At 43.4% G+C, this 20,251-nt stretch carries 17 protein-coding genes and 1 tRNA gene; 11 read left to right on the plus strand and 7 right to left on the minus strand.

Annotation, left to right across the window (positions count from 1 at the left end):
• Positions 1 to 21: 21 nt before the first annotated feature.
• The 3 genes from FNW02_RS01265 to FNW02_RS01275 all read right to left on the minus strand — a co-directional run bounded on the left by FNW02_RS01265 (position 22) and on the right by FNW02_RS01275 (position 3,535).
• Positions 22 to 1,092: a PstS family phosphate ABC transporter substrate-binding protein gene (locus tag FNW02_RS01265; protein ID WP_191755782.1), complete on the minus strand. Its 1,071-nt coding sequence runs from the start codon at positions 1,090 to 1,092 to the stop codon at positions 22 to 24.
• 94 nt (positions 1,093 to 1,186) lie between these two features.
• Entirely contained in the window at positions 1,187 to 2,350 is a 1,164-nt protein-coding gene (locus FNW02_RS01270; RefSeq protein ID WP_191755783.1) for a serine/threonine-protein kinase, read from the minus strand.
• A 579-nt stretch (positions 2,351 to 2,929) separates the two neighbouring features.
• Complete coding sequence (locus tag FNW02_RS01275; protein ID WP_191755784.1) at positions 2,930 to 3,535, minus strand: J domain-containing protein; 606 nt, start codon at positions 3,533 to 3,535, stop codon at positions 2,930 to 2,932.
• Positions 3,536 to 3,563: 28 nt separating this feature from the next.
• On the opposite strand from FNW02_RS01275, the gene FNW02_RS01280 reads away from it, so the two are divergent.
• The 5 genes from FNW02_RS01280 (at position 3,564) to trxA (ending at position 7,885) form a co-directional block, all read left to right on the plus strand.
• A complete protein-coding gene (locus tag FNW02_RS01280; RefSeq protein WP_191755785.1) occupies positions 3,564 to 4,661 on the plus strand; it encodes a tocopherol cyclase family protein in 1,098 nt (365 codons plus the stop codon).
• Positions 4,662 to 4,694: 33 nt separating this feature from the next.
• Positions 4,695 to 4,768, plus strand: a tRNA-Arg gene (locus tag FNW02_RS01285).
• Positions 4,769 to 5,035: 267 nt separating this feature from the next.
• The gene (locus tag FNW02_RS01290; protein WP_191755786.1) at positions 5,036 to 5,563 is read left to right on the plus strand and encodes a YdcF family protein; all 528 of its coding nucleotides are present in this window, start codon (positions 5,036 to 5,038) and stop codon (positions 5,561 to 5,563) included.
• Between the two features lie 341 nt (positions 5,564 to 5,904).
• On the plus strand, positions 5,905 to 7,068 hold the full coding sequence (locus FNW02_RS01295) for a GuaB3 family IMP dehydrogenase-related protein (RefSeq protein ID WP_191755787.1): 1,164 nt from the start codon (positions 5,905 to 5,907) through the stop codon (positions 7,066 to 7,068).
• 493 nt (positions 7,069 to 7,561) lie between these two features.
• Positions 7,562 to 7,885: a thioredoxin gene (gene trxA / locus FNW02_RS01300; RefSeq protein ID WP_162395912.1), complete on the plus strand. Its 324-nt coding sequence runs from the start codon at positions 7,562 to 7,564 to the stop codon at positions 7,883 to 7,885.
• A 481-nt stretch (positions 7,886 to 8,366) separates the two neighbouring features.
• Here the strand turns inward: trxA and FNW02_RS01305 are convergent, their stop codons facing one another.
• The 4 genes from FNW02_RS01305 to FNW02_RS01320 all read right to left on the minus strand — a co-directional run bounded on the left by FNW02_RS01305 (position 8,367) and on the right by FNW02_RS01320 (position 13,054).
• A complete protein-coding gene (locus tag FNW02_RS01305) occupies positions 8,367 to 9,821 on the minus strand; it encodes an amidohydrolase (protein WP_348535347.1) in 1,455 nt (484 codons plus the stop codon).
• A gap of 193 nt (positions 9,822 to 10,014) precedes the next feature.
• Positions 10,015 to 10,572 (minus strand): PEP-CTERM sorting domain-containing protein, encoded by a 558-nt coding sequence (locus FNW02_RS01310; protein WP_191755788.1) that lies wholly within the window; start codon positions 10,570 to 10,572, stop codon positions 10,015 to 10,017.
• A gap of 306 nt (positions 10,573 to 10,878) precedes the next feature.
• Positions 10,879 to 11,832 carry a heme o synthase gene (locus FNW02_RS01315; RefSeq protein ID WP_191755789.1) on the minus strand — a complete coding sequence of 318 codons (954 nt, stop codon included), beginning with the start codon at positions 11,830 to 11,832 and terminating at the stop codon, positions 10,879 to 10,881.
• A gap of 286 nt (positions 11,833 to 12,118) precedes the next feature.
• A complete protein-coding gene (locus tag FNW02_RS01320) occupies positions 12,119 to 13,054 on the minus strand; it encodes a COX15/CtaA family protein (RefSeq protein ID WP_191755790.1) in 936 nt (311 codons plus the stop codon).
• Between the two features lie 480 nt (positions 13,055 to 13,534).
• Here FNW02_RS01320 and FNW02_RS01325 point away from each other — a divergent pair, with 480 nt between their 5' ends.
• From FNW02_RS01325 to ffh, 6 genes are all read left to right on the plus strand, one after another.
• The gene (locus FNW02_RS01325; protein WP_191755791.1) at positions 13,535 to 14,623 is read left to right on the plus strand and encodes a cytochrome c oxidase subunit II transmembrane domain-containing protein; all 1,089 of its coding nucleotides are present in this window, start codon (positions 13,535 to 13,537) and stop codon (positions 14,621 to 14,623) included.
• Positions 14,624 to 14,695: 72 nt separating this feature from the next.
• Entirely contained in the window at positions 14,696 to 16,432 is a 1,737-nt protein-coding gene (gene ctaD, locus FNW02_RS01330) for a cytochrome c oxidase subunit I (RefSeq protein ID WP_191755792.1), read from the plus strand.
• Positions 16,433 to 16,629: 197 nt separating this feature from the next.
• Complete coding sequence (locus FNW02_RS01335; RefSeq protein WP_191755793.1) at positions 16,630 to 17,256, plus strand: cytochrome c oxidase subunit 3; 627 nt, start codon at positions 16,630 to 16,632, stop codon at positions 17,254 to 17,256.
• Positions 17,257 to 17,706: 450 nt separating this feature from the next.
• Positions 17,707 to 17,940 carry a hypothetical protein gene (locus FNW02_RS01340; RefSeq protein ID WP_191755794.1) on the plus strand — a complete coding sequence of 78 codons (234 nt, stop codon included), beginning with the start codon at positions 17,707 to 17,709 and terminating at the stop codon, positions 17,938 to 17,940.
• Positions 17,941 to 17,949: 9 nt separating this feature from the next.
• The gene (locus FNW02_RS01345) at positions 17,950 to 18,429 is read left to right on the plus strand and encodes a hypothetical protein (protein WP_191755795.1); all 480 of its coding nucleotides are present in this window, start codon (positions 17,950 to 17,952) and stop codon (positions 18,427 to 18,429) included.
• 232 nt (positions 18,430 to 18,661) lie between these two features.
• Positions 18,662 to 20,128, plus strand: a complete 1,467-nt coding sequence (gene ffh / locus FNW02_RS01350) for a signal recognition particle protein (RefSeq protein ID WP_191755796.1) — start codon at positions 18,662 to 18,664, stop codon at positions 20,126 to 20,128.
• The last annotated feature ends 123 nt before the right edge of the window (positions 20,129 to 20,251 follow it).

The raw sequence follows: 20,251 nt of genomic DNA on the forward strand, positions 1-20,251 counted from the left end.
TTAAACTATTTCCCAAATCTCCTAGCGAACCCCCACAAAACCTGCCTGCTTAATTGCTGTTTGCCCCTGGTTGGTTAATAAAAGATTGGCATAGGCTTCACCAACCTGCTGTTCTCGACCTTGGTTCTGCTTAATAATCACAAACAATTTAGCAGTAATTGGATAGCTACCATTTTTGATGGCTTCAGTATTTACCTGGTTGCGCTGACGTGGACACTGCTCAGGTGAGATTAAGGGTTCGCGGTAGGGGGAAATCAGCTCAGTAGAAGTGCGACCCACTGGCAGAGGCTTCACACTACATTGAGGTACTACCGCACGGGCAGAACCGTAATACACACCACCAGGGGTTTTACTGAGTTGCCGGACTGCCTCTGTAGTAGAGTAGACATACTTGATATTGGGACTAAGGACTTGCCCTTTTAAGTCGCTGTTAGAGAATATTGCTGTGTCTGCGTCCTCCGGTTTTTGCGAAAAAGGCGTGATGGGTATGTTTGGCCCGCCTACTTGTTGCCAGTTAGTAATTTGACCCAGATAAATCTGCTGTAACTGGTCAATAGTTAAACCCGGCACGTTAAGCGATGGATTAACAATTACGGCTATGCCATCCATGCCAACTTGGCGTTGCTCAAGTGTGAAGCCCAGCTGTTTGGCGGCGGCTCGTTCTTCATCTGTGAGGGGGCGGGAAGACTGAGCAAAGTCCAGTTGCCCGTTCAGTAACATGCGAATACCTGAGCTAGAACCAGGGCTACCATCAACAGGTTGCACATAGCGTAATTGTAGTTCAGGGCGATCGCTCTGAATCTGAGAATCTACCAATTGGCGGATAGGTGCCCAAGCTGTACTACCACCATAGTTAAATGAGTTGGTTGGCACATTTGCAACTGTTTTAAAAGTGGATGCATTACCAGAGGCAGTATTTAAACTTTGACTAGAAGATTCAGCACCGCTGCGAGTTAATAAATTCGGCTTCAGTAACCACCAAAGTAGCCCGCCAATAACCAAAAGTGTTAGCACTTTGCCAATAATCAAACCTTTAAGAAATAGGGCAATTTCTCCATTGATTAAAGCTTTTCTTTGATTTGTATTGTCCATATCATTAATTTTGTTTATTTTATTTATCCTACAGGAATCTCTGAGTATTCAGGTTCAAAGCAAATCTATAAATCAGTTGATAACACTTAGCGGTTCATTGACTCTTTCTAAAATGGTGAGATTTAATTTGCCCTTTGGTAGTTGTGTCAGTGCAATTAATTTTGCAATTTACTGGCGGGACTACTGACTTAGCTACTTGCTCATCCACTTGAGCCAACGATGATTCACCAGATTTTTCTATAAACTTCTTGAATTGAGTTGGTTGGTTATGAGGCGATGTACTTGTTTGTAAAAACGTATAAATTAACACTATTACAATTAGACTAGTGATAGTACCTAGACCCATTCCTAACAGCAAAATAAAGTTTCTATAAGTTAGTAAATAGTTATTATCAGCGTTTTCATCTTTGCTAGTAGACTCTGAAGAAAGTTGTAAGTCCATAGCAGAAATTAGCGCTTGTAAAGCTTCTGCCGCAGATTGGTAACGTTGGCCATAGCGTTCGCGAACCATATTGTCTAAAACATCTGCAAAAGCATCGCTTACCCGTGCTTTGTTGCGCCAAATAACCTCTCCAGTATTGGGATCTTCTTGTAATTGATTCGGCATTGAACCTGTCAGAGCTTGAATGCCAATCATGCCTACTGCATAGATATCACTGCAAAGCTTTGGTTTTCCTTTAGCCTGTTCGCTTGGCATATAGCCAGGAGTACCTACAGCAATTGTTAGACCGGCTCCCAGAGCACCGATTCTCTTAATGCTCCCAAAGTCAATTAGCACAATCTTTTGATCAGAGTACCGCCGCATTAAATTTTGAGGCTTAATATCCCGATGAATAATATTGTTTTGGTGGACAAAGACTAAAACTTCCAGGATGTCTTTCAATAAATTAAAGACTGTATTCTCATTAAGTGGCTGACCTGGTACGATTTCTTGAGTCAAGTCATGACCACCAATGAATTCCTGAACTAGATAGAAATCTCCATCTTCATCAAAATGAGCAAATAGTCTAGGTATTTGTTCGTGGTCATTGCCTAATTGATACAATACTTCTGCTTCGCGAGCAAACAGGCTTCTGGCGATTGGTACAATAGCAGGATTCGGATCTTTAGGATGAAAATGTTTGACGACACAGTGAGGTTTCCCTGGCAAATCTAGATCAACAGCTAAATAGGTATCACCAGATCCTCCGCTCCCCAATAGTGTGACAATTTCAAAGCGATTCCGAAGTTTTCTTTTGAGGACAGAGTGCTTATGCATGTTACGTGTCCCACCTGATAACAAGTAGGTATTGCCAGCTCCTCCGCTCCCTAACATTGTGACAGTCTCGTAGCGATTCCGAAGTTTTTTTCTGAGGAGAGGGTACTGACGCATGTGGCGGATCTTAACCTGCTAAATTACTGACCAATCAGAGTTTAGTTGAAGGTACGTAGGAATTACCTGCCATTTAGTTTACTGAGATTTGAGGCAGTAGTTTTTTCCAGCTTCGTATTTGCTTCTGGTAGTTCTGTGGTCAGCCTTTTAATGGTTTTATTTGATACTTTTGCAAGCATCATTTCGTGGCTTTTATACAATTACTTTAGCAAAAATTAGACTTTAAGTAAATTTATTAGTCTCAGCATATACGGAGATCTAACGGGAGTTAGATACAAAAGTGCTTTCTTCAGATACTTACTTATTGAAGTGTATGGCTAGGAAATAGGGGGTCTGACCCCCTAATAGAGTTGAGGTAGGCAAGTTTAGTAATACTAAAAAATAAGCAGCAAATAAAACTTTACTCGGTATTCTCAGCTACTAATCGAATATTATTCAAGCTATGGTGTCACCACCTGAAGTATCTTATCTCCTAAGCTGATTTAGCCGCAGTAAACTTTTAATTTTCTGACACAATCTTTCCACCAGAGGTCTATGCTTTGATACAGGTCTAGGTGAGCGTGATGCAGGTGTATATCCTGGATTTCTTAACTCTAGTTCTAGCTGTGCGGCTTTACTTAAATCTGAACTTGCTCTATATTCGTATCCCAGTTGAGAGCAAACTAACCCACGGTATTTGTATGCATCAATGTAGCGAGGATTAAGACGAATTGCGTGAGTAAAATCTGCGATCGCTTCCTCATATCTTCCACTAGTAACATTTTCCACTCCCCAATTATAAAAAGTTTCCGCATCCCAGCGATTGACAGATATTTTGGTAGGATTTGGGCGCGAAGATGGTTTATCAGGGGTTGGAGGCTCTGATGGACGTTCAGATTTGAGCTTGTTATAAGCTACGTTGATTTGCTTGATTTTTTCCTCAGCTTCTTGCTTTTGATCTTGATCAAAAAAGCGATCGGGATGCCAAATCTTCACCAGCTTACGGTAAGCTCGTTTCACCTGTGCTGGCGATGCACCGAGTTCCAGCCCAAGAATTTCATAAGCATGATTGATATCGAGGTCATCGCGCATACTGAGAAATAGACAACTATGTAAATCTATGTTAACTATTCCCCTAAATCTCTTTCAATCAACACAAACGCCCCATTCTGGTTATCACTGGGATAATAGTAGTCGCCGCTTCTTTGAAGGCTGGTATTACCGCGTAACTTTGCCGGAAATTGGACAAACATTTGCCTTCATGTACTCCATCGAAGACCCCATCGGCGGGAAACTCTACAGTGGTGGTGCAGCCCAAATCCTCGGCCCAGATGATCAGTATCTATGGCGTACTTTTCCTGATGTTACGAAATTTTGGGGCAGTCGGGATGTTCTGGGATTAGGTCATTGGGGCAAAACCGATTTACACGTACCACCCCTCTACCTTGTCCCAGAAGAGTTTGAACGCCATGTTCAAGAAGGTTATCAGGCTACAACCACCTTGAATCAGGGGGGAATTAGTGATCCTGCTACTGGTAACTATTGCCGTTGGCGCTATGAAATTCAGCCAGTATATGCTTGGGGAAATAAAGATAGTATTCAGCAATCAACTGCTGGTTTGCTATCGTTTTTGCCGATTTTTGAACCCGGATGGCAAATTTTGATGGCTCATGGTTTAGCTACAGGATGGATTGACTGGAATGGCAAAACCTACGAATTTACCAAAGCCCCAGCCTACGGCGAGAAAAATTGGGGTGGTGCTTTCCCTAAAAAATGGTTTTGGATAAATTGTAATTCTTTCGAGGGTGAAGCCGATTTGGCATTAACCGCTGGCGGGGGACGGCGTGGCGTGCTGTGGTGGATGGAATCTGTAGCGATGATTGGCTTGCATTATCAAGGTAAGTTTTATGAATTCGTTCCTTGGAACTCACAAGTAGATTGGCAAATTCAGCCTTGGGGTAGATGGCAAATGCAAGCCAAAAATTTAAATTACGAGATTGAGTTGACAGGAACCACGCATCTACCTGGTACATCCCTGCGTGCGCCCACAGCAGATGGCTTAAAATTTTGTTGCCGGGATACCATGCAAGGGCAACTAAAGCTAGAGTTGCGAGAACTAAATGGCAGAAAATCTAAAATTATCCTGAAAGCCCAAAGTTTTCTTTGTGGTTTAGAAGTAGGCGGCGGTTCTTGGGACAATTCTTGGCAGTCTCGCTAAAACTACTGCTATTATTATATATGCTTCGTAGTTGGGGCTGTAGCTCAGATGGATAGAGCGAGCGCCTCCTAAGCGCTAGGTCGTGCGTTCGAGCCGCACCAGTCCCGTCGTTGAAACAACTAAATATATCAAGTGGTTGCATATCTTTTGCTGGATTGTCCGATAAAGGTTAGGATAATCCATCAATTAGAAGAAAACTTCAAGCACGCTTAATCGCGCTGTAACACATTACCCCAATTTGAATTCGGGTATATTTTTGAGTAGTCTGCTACTCTACAATTGTTTTTCTTCTAGTTAGAGAAAATTATGGACTCAGTCAACTAGGTTATCGAGCCTTGAATAAGCTATTGTTTACAGGTAAAACTTTTAGGTTTATGGCTCTTGTCTTACCGCTAGCAATGTGGTGGGGATATAAAGAAGTACAAAACCAATTTGTACAGCCACAAGCAGTTTTAGTATTGGGTGGTTCAACGAGGCGTTTAGAACGAGAGAAGTTTACAGCTCAATTTGCTCGGAAGCATCCAAATATACCAATTTGGATCACTGGAGGTAGCCCACCTAAATCTACTCAACGAGTTTTTACCAAAGCTGGCATTGATCCCAAACGTTTACACTTGGATTATCAAGCAGTTGACACGGTGACTAATTTTACTACGTTGGTAGATGATTTGCAAGCTCGTGGTATCAACAGCGTTTATTTGATTACTTCAGACTTTCATATGCGTCGGGCTTGTGTCATCGGCGAGATTATTTTGGGTAGTCGAGGTATTGAGTTAAAACCAGTGCCAGTTCCTTCAGAAAAATCGCCTGAACCAATTGAAAAATCTATCCGCGATGGAGTTAGAGCTATACTTTGGGTAGCAACTGGTTACACTGGTACTGATGAAGCTCAACATAAATAATGAATCATCTTTTTGAATTGGCATGATCTCAATTTGACTCAACTCAGGCAAATTAGGAAAAATAATTCAAAACTGATGAGATTAACTTAAGTAATAACTGACACATCAAACTATAGGTCTTGAAAAAATACTAAAATGGCAACCCTTCGCCTACATAACATAAAAACTAATTAACAATGTTTCTTTATCTCTTCTCTTGAGTAAGTAGACGAAGTTCTAAGTGACGGTTTATAACGCTCAGAATTCTCTTTGCATTCCCTGTAGTTTGTGGAAAAAAAACTACCCCAATTCCCTCCACAATTTGATACCCTAGCTTAAACAGATTTGAGAAAAATTAAAGCGTGGAAATTCAACTTGGGCGGGGAAAAACAGCTCGCAGAGCTTACGGAATAGATGAAATTGCTCTAGTCCCCGGTAACAGAACACTAGATCCGAGTTTGGCAGATACTAAGTGGCGTATTGGCAATATTGAGCGAGAAATCCCGATAATTGCCAGTGCAATGGATGGTGTAGTAGATGTTCGCATGGCTGTACGTTTATCACAGTTAGGAGCATTGGGAGTTCTTAATTTAGAAGGTATCCAAACTCGCTATGCTGATCCAGAGCCGATTTTAGATCGAATTGCCTCCGTAGGGAAAGATGAATTTGTTGCCCTGATGCAAGAACTCTATGCCGAACCAATCAAGCCTGAATTAATTGAACAACGTATTCAGGAAATTAAACAACAAGGTGGTATTGCAGCAGTGAGTGCTACCCCAGCAGGTGCAAGCAAATATGGTGAGGTGGTGGCAAAAGCTGGGGCTGATTTATTTTTTGTGCAAGCTACGGTGGTTTCGACTGCACACCTATCGCCAGAATCATTAGTACCGCTTGACTTGGCAGAATTTTGTCGTTCGATGCCTATCCCTGTGGTGTTGGGGAATTGTGTTACTTACGAAGTTACTTTGAATTTGTTGAAAGCTGGAGCAGCAGGGGTACTTGTGGGAATTGGCCCTGGTGCTGCTTGTACATCTCGTGGCGTGTTGGGTGTGGGTGTACCGCAGGCGAGTGCGATCGCTGATTGTGCCGCGGCACGAGATGATTATTATAAAGAGACTGGTAACTATATCCCCATCATTGCCGATGGCGGTTTAATCACTGGTGGCGACATTTGTAAGTGCATCGCTTGCGGTGCTGATGGTGTGATGATTGGTTCCCCCTTTGCCAGAGCCGCCGAAGCGCCAGGAAGAGGCTATCATTGGGGCATGGCGACTCCAAGCCCAGTGTTACCCCGTGGTACTCGCATTCGTGTTGCCACAACTGGCAGCCTAGAGCAAATACTCATTGGGCCCGCAGGACTAGATGATGGCACTCATAATCTTGTCGGAGCCTTAAAGACAAGTATGGGGACATTGGGAGCCAAAAACATTAAAGAAATGCAGCAAGTAGAAGTTGTGATTGCTCCTTCACTGCTAACTGAAGGTAAAGTCTACCAAAAAGCTCAACAATTAGGCATGGGTAAATAAGGGGACTGGGGACTGGTGAGACAGCGCTGCGGGAGGGTTTCCAACGCCAGTCGCTCGTAGGGAGCCACCCCCTTGGCGCAGCCTCCTCCGCAGGCGACTGCGTTCGCTTTTGGCGTGCCGGAGGCATCACCCGAAGGGGGACTTATGGTTGAGGTATAAGCTTAAATTAATAACTTCTAGCTCCTAACTGCCAACTTTTACTAATGCTCAATCCCTAATCCCCAATCCTTAATTCTTCAAGAAATTTTTCCAGCCATCCTAAACAATTACTGGAAAAATCCCATATCTAGCCTACAATAGAAATAGCGGAGACGCATGTTTCCGTTCACTCCTCACACCACACTCCGCCCGGACTACTGTTCGGGCGGTTCCTTATGTTTGTGAATAAATTCTAGAGCTTCTTTGTAAATGTATATCCTTTACTCCCAAGCAACTGTTTTTGCTATGGTAGAATTTTCACGAAGCTCAGATATAATTGGCGAAGGTTTTAGGCATGTCAGCAGCCGCACAAGTTACAGACTCTACTTTTAAGCAAGAAGTACTCGACAGCGATGTACCCGTATTAGTTGACTTTTGGGCCCCCTGGTGCGGCCCTTGCCGGATGGTAGCTCCTGTTGTCGATGAAATCTCTTCTCAGTATGAAGGTCAACTAAAGGTCGTGAAAGTCAACACTGACGAGAATCCTCAAGTTGCCAGTCAGTATGGTATCCGTAGTATTCCCACATTAATGATTTTTAAAGGGGGACAAAAAGTAGATATGGTGGTCGGCGCCGTACCTAAAACTACACTAGCTAGTACTTTGGAAAAGTATCTTTGAAACTCAATCGGCAACAAAATTCTTTTGAGTTGTTCATTTGCTTTAGCTTTAGGTGAATATTTGTAAATATGTTTTAGAGACGCGAACTTCGCGTCTCCATAAAACTTTTTACTTCAAATAGTAAGAAAGCTATTACTAAACCTGTACCTAGGTTAGTGATGAGATAAATTGTGAGACAAAAACTAGATGTTCTCACAAATTTTTTCTGCGTAGTTAAGAACAACGTAGTTGTTAACTGATGACAGTTAACGGTTAACAGTCAACCTTTATGTTGAGGTAATGTGCAATTTAAATGCATAACAGCTTAGCAACAACGTTTTAGTTATTTATAAACCCCATGCAGCTTAAACATTGTTATTCACAATACAGTTATTTATAAATTTTCAAACTAAATAGATTTATTCGACTCTAGTTGGTTTTTCTTTATAGACAATGTTTTCACTGCCCTGAGTTTGACCCAGAGCAGTTTAGATTTGTCTTTTTAATTAGAAGGTCGGAACTCAGCTTTGATATTCTCGGCAATTGAGCTAGCTTCACGGCGAATCCGTTCCAGGTCAACCGTGAGCATCTCACGTTTATGCATTAGAACTTGCCCATTAACAATGACTGTATCAACATCTTGAGCATCGGCTGCATAAACTAAATGCGAAATGACATCGTAAAGCGGGAGTAGATGAGGCTCTTTGAGATGGACTTGAATGAGATCTGCCTGAAGTCCCACCTTAATTGCGCCAATTTTATCTGATAGTCCGAGCGCTTCTGCGCCGCCAAGTGTTGCCATACGCAAAACTGTCTTAGCAGGGACAGCAGTGGGGTCAAGGGTTGTGCCTTTATGGATGAGAGCAGTCAGACGGATTGCATTCCACATATCAAGAACATTGTTCGATGCGGCTCCATCTGTACCCAAACCGATCTTAATTCCCGCTTTCAGCATTGCCGGAATTGGTGCAAACCCGGAAGCCAACTTCAAATTTGAGTCAGGATTGTGGATCACACCAACACCGCGTTTCGCCAACAGTGCAATTTCACTAGAGTTAGGCCAGACAACGTGCGCGGCAAAAACTCGCGGGTCTAGGAAGCCGAGATTTTCCAGGTGTTGCACTGGGGTTGCGTTATAACGCTGCTGGATATCTCTAACTTCGGTTTGTGTCTCTGCTAAGTGAATCGTAAGTGGCACATCATAATGGCGTGCAGCTCGAATAGCTTGGACAAGATGCTCTGGTGAAACGGTGTAGGGAGCGTGTGGAGCAATGGCTGGTGTAATACGCGGGTTTTTATCCTTCCAGCGTTTGACAAAATCTACTGATGCAGCAAATGCATCATCCCATCCTTTGAAACCAGGACTGGGGAAATCTATTGACGATCCTGTAATAATAGCCCGCAAGCCACATTCATCAACCACTTTGGCAGCGACATCTGACTTGAAATACATATCAACAAACGTCGTTGTACCACCGCGTATCATCTCCCAGCAAGCAAGCTGCTCACCAACACGGACAAAATTTTCATCAACGAACTTTGCTTCTGCTGGAAAGATATAATTTTGAAGCCAATCTTCTAGCGCTAAGTCATCTGCAAGACCGCGAAACAGAACCATTGCCGAGTGAGAGTGGCCATTGACAAGACCTGGCATCAGCACCATATCTTTACCTGGCAATGTCCTTTTAGCTCTGTAAGATGCCATGATTTTGTCTTGTGTATCGACCGCAACAATTTTGCCATCCTTAATAGCGATCGCGCCATTAGTGATAACAGGTTGTGCTTCGTTCATAGTCACGACAAAATCACTGCTGACAATTAGTTGTACGTTCTGCTTTCCTTGAGTGCTTAGATTGTAGTTACTTTGAGCAATAACTATCTGACCGAAAAATACAACAAATGTTGTACAAACAAAAAAAACTAACAGCCTATAATATTTTGCTAGCTGGCGTTTCACATTATTATCCTTGGCGAGATTTTTACTTTTGGCTTGAGTATTCGTTTAATTGCTGCCAATTCCACAATTAAAAATTGTGGTTTATTCTTTCTCAAGTCAGAGAATTAATCAAAAGTTGATACTTTTGAATAACTCAGGATAGATATAAATAGTTAATATTAATTGGCAGCTATGTTTGTAATAAGCTTAGTAATTAAGCTTTGGTTTGAGCATTAGCTTGCTTACGTACTAACCAACCAATGCCACCAGCAAGGACTGTTCCACCTGTTGTAAGCGGTTCTGGAACTGGGGTTGTACTTGTCACACTAATCAATCCATTATTTTGATCTATTGTTCCCTTGGCAGGATTTCTCAAACTCAGGCTTAAACCAATATTTCCGAACAGATAATAGTCTGTATTTTGCGCCTTATCCTGACCAACATCAAAAAAACCAAATAAAGACTTAGTGGCAGTATCGTAGTTAAAATCTAAAAAATCATAAGTAATACTCCCATTGATAATTGGAGCAAAACTATTTAATAATTTTTTACTTGAGTCAAATACATCAACTGTAATAAACTGAAGTTTTGATTCATCAACAGTTGCATAATCTTGAGTTTCATCATAGGCAAACGTGCCTCTAACTGAATACCCAGTATTACCAGTCCAGTCAAAGTTGAGTGTAACTGCTCCTGCTGGAACAGCTTCTAGTACACCCCAACTCATCGCTACCGCAGCAATAGCGATATATAGCTTTTGAGTTAATTTCATCAGAAGAGTTGTTCCAATTTGAATTGGATAATGAAGAGTGTTAACTCGGATGTCAACGATTAACAGATTACTACACCAACTCTCATTTGAAAAATTATTAGATGAGTTTCTTTAATTTTTCTTATTACTCTGGATAAATAATAATTTTAACTAAATTATGTAATTTTTATTTGATTAAGGTTTGAGACTTTATTGTTTAACAATAAGTAAAATTTTTAATCAAAAAGTTAAATTTGAACCTTCAACTTTTGAAAATGCGATCGCGTCCTCAAAATTTGGCAACGCGATCGCAAAATTGTACATTCCCTAACCAATAAAATGCAGTTGATTAATCACTGCACTAATTAGATGATGAGTGATCGGAAGACTATCCACTACCATACCTAGGCACAACAGCATCATGTAGGAAATGGAATAGAGAAACAACTCTTTAGCGACAGTACGATCCTCTGGATTCTGCAACAACCGCCAAGATTTGTGGATAAACAATCCTCCCAGACTGAGGGCAATCGCGGCATAGAGAATTCCACTCGCCCCCAAGGGATAAACTAACAACAGCGTTGCGGCTACCGTGACTAGAGTGTAGTACCAAATCTGCCGTACTGTTGCCGTGTCGCCTACAACCACTGGTAGCATTGGTATCCCAACTTTTGCGTAGTCATCCCGGATCATCAAAGCTAGTGCCCAGAAGTGGGGCGGTGTCCATAAAAAGACAATCGCAAAAATTAACCATGCTGACCAGCTTAAAGTGCCCGTGACAGCAGCCCATCCGACCAATGCCGGAATTGCTCCAGCTGCTCCACCAACGACGATATTCTGGGTACTGTGGCGTTTTAACCAGTGGGTGTAGACCAAAATATAAAAGACGATGCCAGAGAATGCTAGCAGGGCGGCTAAAAGATTGGCAAACACTGCTAGTAGTGTGAAGGAAATCGTAGCCAGTGCGATCGCAAAAATCAGAGCATCACGTGGCTGTACCTTACCAGAAGGCAAAGGACGATGGCGCGTCCGCTCCATTTCATAATCAATATCCCGGTCATAGATACAGTTAATCGTCTGGGCGCTTGCAGCAGCCAAAGTGCCACCAGTCAAAGTTACTAGCAACAACAATGGGTCTACTTCTCCCTTAGCAGCAATCCACATACTCCCAGCAGTAGTAATCAAAAGCAACGGGATAATCCGAGGCTTTGTTAACTGGTAGTAGCTTTGAATTACTTGTAGAAAGGTTCCGTGGTGGCGAGAGACATTAGTCTCAATCATGTTGGCTCTTGTTCCTTATTTTTCAACAACTTATATGCAGCCCCCGCTCAAGCTGGCTCTTTGAGTCAAACGAAAACTATAAATTTTCCACACCTGCGTGGGTCGCAATACTCGCCGTTGCAGCTTCCATCATTAATTTAGTGCTGAGTTCTGAGTTCTGAGTTCTGAGTTAGGAGTCAAGAGTCAGTATTTATTACCCTGCTCCTCCTGCCTCCCTAATTTTGGATTTGCAATTTTGGATTTTGGATTGAATAATCTAAAATCTAAAATTCTTCTGCTCCACTCCCTACTCAACACTCAGCACCCGTGACTCAGCACTGACTGAGTCACGCAGTGCTAGAACTGTGAAGACCACCAGAGTACCCAGCAACGCGGCTCCAACAGTTTGGTGAGAGACGGTGAGAGGCTCGACTTGCAGATGTAATCGGAAAGTAGCAAATCCCAACAAAATTTGTAAGCTCAACAATCCACCAGCCATATTTGCCAGTCGCCGTAAAGCTGGATGTAGTGCTGGTGTACGCCAACAGATAAATACCATTGCCAAGATTACCACCGTTGGTGGCAGCAAACCAGCAATATGGCTGTACATCACAGTACAAAGTTGAGAACCGCCAAAGCATTGGTGTACTGCCCAGCGAGAACCTACCAAAGCACCTAGTAGACTTTGCAGATAAACAAAAACGCTAGCTATTAAACCTACCCAAGGCAACTTACCAGCAGTTCCAGTGCCTTGGTAAGGTGTGAGTGCCGTGCCAATTATCAACAAGGTAGTGAAAAACAACAGTGCCGTTCCTAAGTGAGCGGTAACAATATCAAACCGCAACAGTTCGGTAACGGTGAGTCCTCCTAAAATGCCTTGGAAGACGATTAAAAATAGGGCAAACGTTGATGCCCAAGGCAGCCAGACGGGCAATAAACGACGATGCCACCAGGATAAACCGCACAGTGCGATCGCGCTTACACCAATCAAAGCTGCATCCAATCTGTGAAACCACTCCAAGAACACTTGGAGATTCATTTGCTTGGCTGGTACTAGTTCGCCATAGCACAAGGGCCAGTCGGGGCAAGCAAGTCCAGCATTCATCACGCGGGTGGCACTGCCTATTGCCATCAAAATTAAGGTGGCTATGCATATTTTCCACACCAAGCGACGAATCACTTCCTTGGGCTTTTGCCGCTCAGCTGCCGCTTCATTTTGTTGTTGTAGGACAAATTCGCTCATGAAGGATACCTTCTGCCCGCTCTTGGTAGTAGCTCTCTCAAAATTCTCAATTTTCAATACCGAACGGACACTTTGCAAAAGCGGGGGGAACTCCCCAAAGTTTTGTACAGAGGAAACCTCTGCTCAGACTTATCTCCACAAGCAAGTGTCCTCCCCATCTCTACCCTAGCGTATAGGCCAAGGTTTATAAATTGGCTTTTACTTATACTTTGAATCACTCTAGCTACTTTTAGCTATAAGCTTTAGGTATTTTTCAAGTTGTGAGAAATTGAATAATGGCAATTATTTTAATACTCTGAATTTTCCACTGAATTTTCATCTGTTTCGGCAGTATCTAATAAACTCCTTGTACCCAAAATTAGTAAAATAGCCAAAAAAATTAATAAAAATTTCAGACCTTCTGCCCTCATGTCTGGCAGCCTAGACTACCTTAGTAAGTGAGCAGCTTGAAGATAACGTAGTAAATTCAATTAGTAAGCCGTGAAGATTCCAAGTTCCATCTGGACACTACTCATTGGCATTGTGCTAACGCTAGTTAGCCTTTGGTACGGTCAAAATCATGGTCTGTTGCCAGTAGCAGCAACGGATGAAGCCGTCTTAGTAGATGGTTTGTTCAATACGATGATGATCGTTTCTACAGGTATATTTCTGCTGGTCGAAGGTATTTTGATTTACTCCGCATTTAAATATCGTCGGCGTGCAGGTGACAATGAAGACGGCCCACCAGTTGAAGGGAATGTGCCTCTAGAAATTCTCTGGACGGCGATCCCAGCAATTATCGTTCTCGGCATTTCTGTTTACAGCTTTGATGTGTACAACGAGATCGGTGGCTTTGATCCCCATGCTATCCATGAAGCCCCGATGTCTCAATCGATGGCAATGCCTGGGGCGGCGATTGCAGCAACTTTGAACGATACCCCACCCAGCACAGAACCCAACCTCAATCAAGAAAAATCTGATGAGGCGATGCAAGACCCAGCTACCGCAGCAATTCGCAATGCTGACCAAATTCCCCAAAAGCGTGATGCTCCTGGCGTAGGCAGTGTTGCTCCCACTATTGGAGGCAGTCCTGATAAAGCAGGGCAACCGCCAGAATTGCGGGTCAACGTCACTGGTCTTCAATACGCTTGGCTTTTCACCTATCCTGAAACTGGCATAACCACAGGTGAAATGCACGTTCCCATAGGGAAAGAGGTGCAAATCAATATGACAGCCAACGATGTCATCCATGCATTCTGGGTTCCAGAATTCCGCTTAAAACAAGATGCAATCCCCGGTAGGCAGAGCGAGATTCGCTTTACTCCCAAAAAAGCAGGCGATTATGCCCTAATCTGTGCTGAACTTTGTGGCCCATACCACGGTGCTATGAGAGCATCAGTAATAGTTGAGACGCAGGAAGCATTTGACAAATGGGTACAAGAGCAGCTAGTTGCTAGTAAAGAGCTAAATCAAGCTGTTGCGGTTAACCCTGCAAATTTATCTCCAAATGAATTTCTCGCTCCTTACACCAAGGACATGGGAATTCAACCAGAAATTATCAATCAAATTCACCCCGCTCATCATCATTAGTCAGTCATTAGTCATTGCTCATTCACTAATGACCAATGACTAATGACAACTGACAACTGACAAAGGACTCTTATGACACAAGCTCAGTTGCAAGAAACTGCCAATATCCCTGCTCTGATTGAGGAGCCAGGGATTAGAAAATGGCAAGACTACTTTGGCTTTAATACTGACCATAAGGTAATTGGGATTCAATACCTGGTAACAACGTTCATTTTCTACTGTATCGGCGGTGTTTTAGCTGACTTAGTTCGCACGGAATTGCGAACGCCAGAAGTAGATTTTGTGACGCCGGAAGTATACAACAGCTTATTTACGCTCCACGCCACAATTATGATTTTCTTGTGGATTGTGCCAGCTGGTGCGGGTTTTGCTAACTTCCTGATTCCCTTGATGATTGGCGCAAAGGATATGGCATTTCCCCGTCTCAATGCTGTTGCCTTTTGGATGATTCCGCCTTCTGGTTTATTGCTGATCGCTAGTTTAGTGGTAGGCGATGCACCGGATGCAGGTTGGACTTCCTACCCCCCTCTGAGTCTGGTAACAGGTCAAGTGGGTGAAGGAATTTGGATTATGAGCGTCCTCCTTTTAGGTACATCATCGATTCTGGGAGCAATCAATTTCCTCGTGACGTTGCTCAGAATGCGTATCCCAGGCATGGGAGTCCATCAGATGCCTTTGTTCTGCTGGGCAATGTTTGCTACCTCGGCTCTGACTCTAGTATCGACGCCAGTGCTAGCAGCTGGTCTAATTCTGCTGGCTTTTGACTTGTTGGCAGGAACAACATTTTTTAACCCGACTGGAGGTGGCGATCCAGTTGTTTACCAGCACATGTTCTGGTTTTATTCGCACCCAGCGGTTTACATTATGATTTTGCCTTTCTTTGGGGCAATTTCTGAGGTGATCCCAGTGCATTCCCGCAAGCCCATTTTTGGCTATAAAGCGATCGCCTATTCCTCTCTTGCTATCAGCTTTTTAGGGCTAATCGTCTGGGCACACCACATGTTTACCAGCGGTATCCCTGGTTGGTTACGGATGTTCTTTATGATCACCACGATGATCATCGCCGTTCCTACCGGAATTAAAATTTTTAGCTGGTTAGCAACCATGTGGGGTGGGAAAATCCAACTCAACAGTGCCATGCTATTCGCAATGGGCTTTGTTGGTACTTTTGTGATTGGTGGGATCAGTGGCGTGATGTTGGCGGCAGTACCGTTTGATATTCACGTTCACGACACCTATTTTGTGGTGGCACACTTGCATTATGTACTGTTTGGTGGTAGTGTTCTCGGCATTTATGCGGGGATTTATCATTGGTTCCCGAAAATGACAGGGCGGATGCTCAACGAATTTTGGGGTAAGGTTCACTTTGCCTTGACAATAGTTGGTTTAAACATGACCTTCTTACCTATGCACAAGTTGGGAATGATGGGTATGAACCGCCGCGTCGCCCAATATGACCCCAAATTTGCGTTTATCAACGAAATCTGCACCTATGGTGCTTATCTACTGGCAGTTTCCACATTTCCGTTCATTATCAATGCAATTTGGAGTTGGTTATACGGAGAGAAAGCTAGTAATAATCCCTGGAGAGCACTAACCTTAGAGTGGATGACTACGTCACCACCTGCGATCGAGAATTTTGACAAACTCCCAGTATTAGCCACAGGGCCTTACGACTACGGCTTGGAAAATGCTAAAGAGGGTGTACCCTTATCTGACCCCAATCCAGTCCTTTCTGGCGGCCCGAACTCGGTGTTAAGAGCAGAACCCGATCCAGCGGTTGCTGCCAATCCCGAAGACCGCAAATAATACTTTTAGGTTAGGAGCTATGAGTCTAATAAAGTTTTTAGTTCAAAACTCCTGAACGCCAGTTTGCTCAAGTCGGGGAACCCGCCCACGCAACTGGCTCCTCCTAACTCCTGAACGCCAGTTTGCTTAAGTCGGGGAACCCGCCCACGCAACTGGCTCCTCCTGACTCCTGACTTGTCCTCTAGGCATTAAGATTCATGCAAAGTCAAACTATTGACCCAGCTAAAACTGAACTAAATCATCACCACGCAGCGGAAGCGGTAGATGCTCATCACGAAGAACATCCAGACCATCGTCTGTTTGGGCTAATTGTCTTCTTGATTGCGGAGGGGATGATTTTTATGGGGTTGTTCGGAGCCTACCTGGCTTTCCGGTCTACTATACCTGTGTGGCCCCCAGCAGGTACACCAGAGTTAGAACTATTGCTACCCGGTGTTAATACCGTTAATCTGATTGCTAGCAGTTTTGTGATGCACAATGCTGATACTGCAATCAAAAAGAATGATACGCGGGGTATGCGAACTTGGTTGGCAATTACTGCGGCGATGGGTGCTATTTTCTTGGTAGGACAAGTATATGAGTACACCCATTTAGAATTTGGTCTGACTACCAACTTGTTTGCTAGTGCATTTTACGTTTTGACTGGCTTCCACGGACTGCACGTTACTATCGGCGTTTTGGCGATTGTTGCCGTATTGTGGCGATCGCGCGTTAAGGGTCACTATAGTAGCGAAAAACACTTTGGTATCGAAGCTGCCGAAATTTATTGGCACTTTGTTGACGTGATTTGGATTATTCTGTTCGGATTGCTGTATCTACTGTAAGTATCTAATTATTTAGTTATTCATTCCACGCGAATAACTTAATAAGCCCCCTTTCGGGGGTTTTTTTGTGATCGCACTTTATCAGATACCCGATTTTACTGAATTTGACTTTTAACCCAGTTACGAAAGTCCCTCACCAAATCTAAATAATCCTTTTGCCCTACTTGTTGTAAAACTTTCACTGTACTTTATCGCTGTTAGTCTCAGTTTGTGACTAGGTGCGACTATTTGTAAGTCATTACAGGCTTTACAGGCTTGGCGATCGCTCATAGTAAATCCTTGAGCCATCAATTAGCATCCTATCTCCCTGTTTCAAGCTTTACCGCACAAAAGTATGGTAAAAGTATGTATATTATATGGGTGTATTGGATATAATATAGCTAGGGAGCAATCCCCAATGTGTACAAAATTTGATCTAATGCTCTCCCCTGAGGCATTTAGGAGTAACGTATGATATCTACAGACAAAGAAAAATCTTCCCTTCAAAAGATAACCGTCAATCTTCCTCCAGAAACCATTGCGGTTCTAAAACGACTTGCTGATCAACAAGGGATTACAGCTACAGCTGCCTTACGTAAAGCAATTGCCACAGAGGACTTTTTAAGAAGAGAAGCTGTTAACAAGGAAGCAAAAGTCCTTATTCAAGAACCAAATGGTACAACCAAGCAAGTGGTTTTTATTTAGGTAAACTTTGTGGTTCCGAATCCAGGTGATTTAAATGAAAATTCAGGTACGAGTGCAGACTGTGGTTCTACCAATGTGCCAGATTTAGATTCAGTTACAAAAACTGAAGACAGACAAAGTGATTATCGTTCTCTTGAAACTAAAGTTTTCGATGGAGAACGCTGGCGAGAAAGCACTCGTACCTTTCTCTCTCTTGCACTATTACTGAGCATATGTCTGACCCAAATTTTAGTTTTAGCTTTCGTTTCTGCTCCTCTTTTACTTCCTTTCGTAGTGCCAGGTGAAAAGAGTAAAGAGCAAAATGAGGATAAAAACGTAGTTAAACTGGGTGATTCTGCCTTCATTTATGTTGTCAAAAACGAAGAAGAAGGAAAGGCCAGTAAAGAACTTATCACTTTAATTTGGACTTCTCAAGTTACTTTAATTGGTAGTGCTCTCGGTTTCTATTTTGCGGCTAACAGAGACAATAATAGCTCTAAGACTAAATGACTTAACATCATCGATTATGCAAACGGTGAGATGGTAGAAATAAAGCTCTCAGCAATGAAAATCGATCCGCAAAGAACGTTACACACATAAATAGAGATAAGTATCCAGTTGCTACACTCGGAGTAAAAACTACTAAGCTGGTAAATAGCACGTTTAAACTCTACCGGAAATTCTGAATCGCATTTATCGGTGATTCGGGCTTTCTCACTGGCTAACTACCTGTAACTGAATTATGTTTGATGCACTATCTGACCGTTTAGAAGCCGCCTGGAAGAAACTGCGGGGACAGGACAAAATTTCTCAATCCAACATTCAAGACGCTTTGCGGGAAGTGCGCCGCGCCTTGTTGGAAGCAGATGTCAATCTCCAGGTAGTCAAAGATTTTATTACCGAAGTCGAAACTAAAGCACAGGGAGCCGAAGTAATCTCTGGCGTGCGACCTGACCAACAATTCATCAAAATTGTTCATGATGAACTGGTGCAGGTGATGGGGGAAGAGAATGTTCCCCTAGCACAAGCAGAGGAGCAACCTACTGTTGTGCTAATGGCTGGATTGCAGGGTACTGGTAAAACCACAGCTACCGCCAAGTTAGCTTTGCATCTGCGTAAACTGGATCGCAGTTGCTTATTGGTGGCAACAGACGTATATCGTCCAGCAGCTATTGATCAGTTGGTGACATTAGGTAAGCAAATTGACGTGCCAGTATTTGAACTGGGAAGCGACGCCGACCCAGTAGAAATTGCTCGGCAAGGTGTTGAGCGCGGCAGAGCAGAAGGCGTCAACACAGTAATTATAGATACTGCTGGCCGTCTGCAAATCGACGAAGACATGATGGCGGAACTAGCCAGCATCAAAGCAACCGTCCAACCTCACGAAACCCTGTTAGTGGTAGACTCCATGACAGGTCAAGAGGCAGCAAATCTTACCCGCACATTTCACGAGCAAATAGGAATTACCGGGGCGATTCTCACCAAGCTGGATGGTGATAGCCGTGGTGGTGCAGCGTTGTCAGTGCGTCAAATTTCGGGAGCGCCAATTAAATTTGTGGGCGTTGGCGAGAAAGTAGAAGCGCTACAACCCTTTTACCCCGATCGCATGGCGTCGCGAATTCTCGGAATGGGCGATGTTTTGACTCTGGTAGAAAAAGCTCAAGAAGAGATTGACCTAGCAGATGCCGAGCAAATGCAGGAAAAAATCCTGTCAGCAAAATTTGACTTTACCGATTTTCTTAAGCAGTTGCGTTTGCTAAAGAACATGGGCTCGTTGGGAGGCATCATGAAGATGATCCCAGGGATGAACAAGCTGTCAGATGATCAACTTAAGCAAGGAGAAACTCAGCTTAAGCGTTGTGAAGCGATGATTAATTCTATGACTCGCCAAGAACGCCAAGACCCCGATTTATTGTCGAGTTCTCCCAGTCGGAGGCGACGGATTGCTTCTGGCTCTGGTTATAAAGAGGCGGATGTCAGCAAACTCGTGGCTGATTTTCAAAAAATGCGATCGCTCATGCAGCAAATGGGTCAAGGTGGCTTTCCTGGAATGCCGGGAATGTTTGGCGGTGGCGGTATGGGCAACGCTTTCGCAGGAGGCGCAGGCAATCATCAGGCTGCCCCTGGATGGCGCGGTTACAACAGCGGTGCAGCAGGCACGAAAAAGAAAAAGAAAGACAAAAAGAAAAAAGGTTTCGGCAATCTTTAATCACTAGTCATTGACTTTGGACAAATGACAAATGACAAATGACAAAGGATGAAGGACAAATGACTAATAGCAGTGAATGCTAAGCAAGTGCTAAAATTAGCATTTCAACATCAACTAGATGCT

This window comes from Komarekiella delphini-convector SJRDD-AB1 (assembly GCF_014831675.1).
Lineage (GTDB): Bacteria > Cyanobacteriota > Cyanobacteriia > Cyanobacteriales > Nostocaceae > Komarekiella.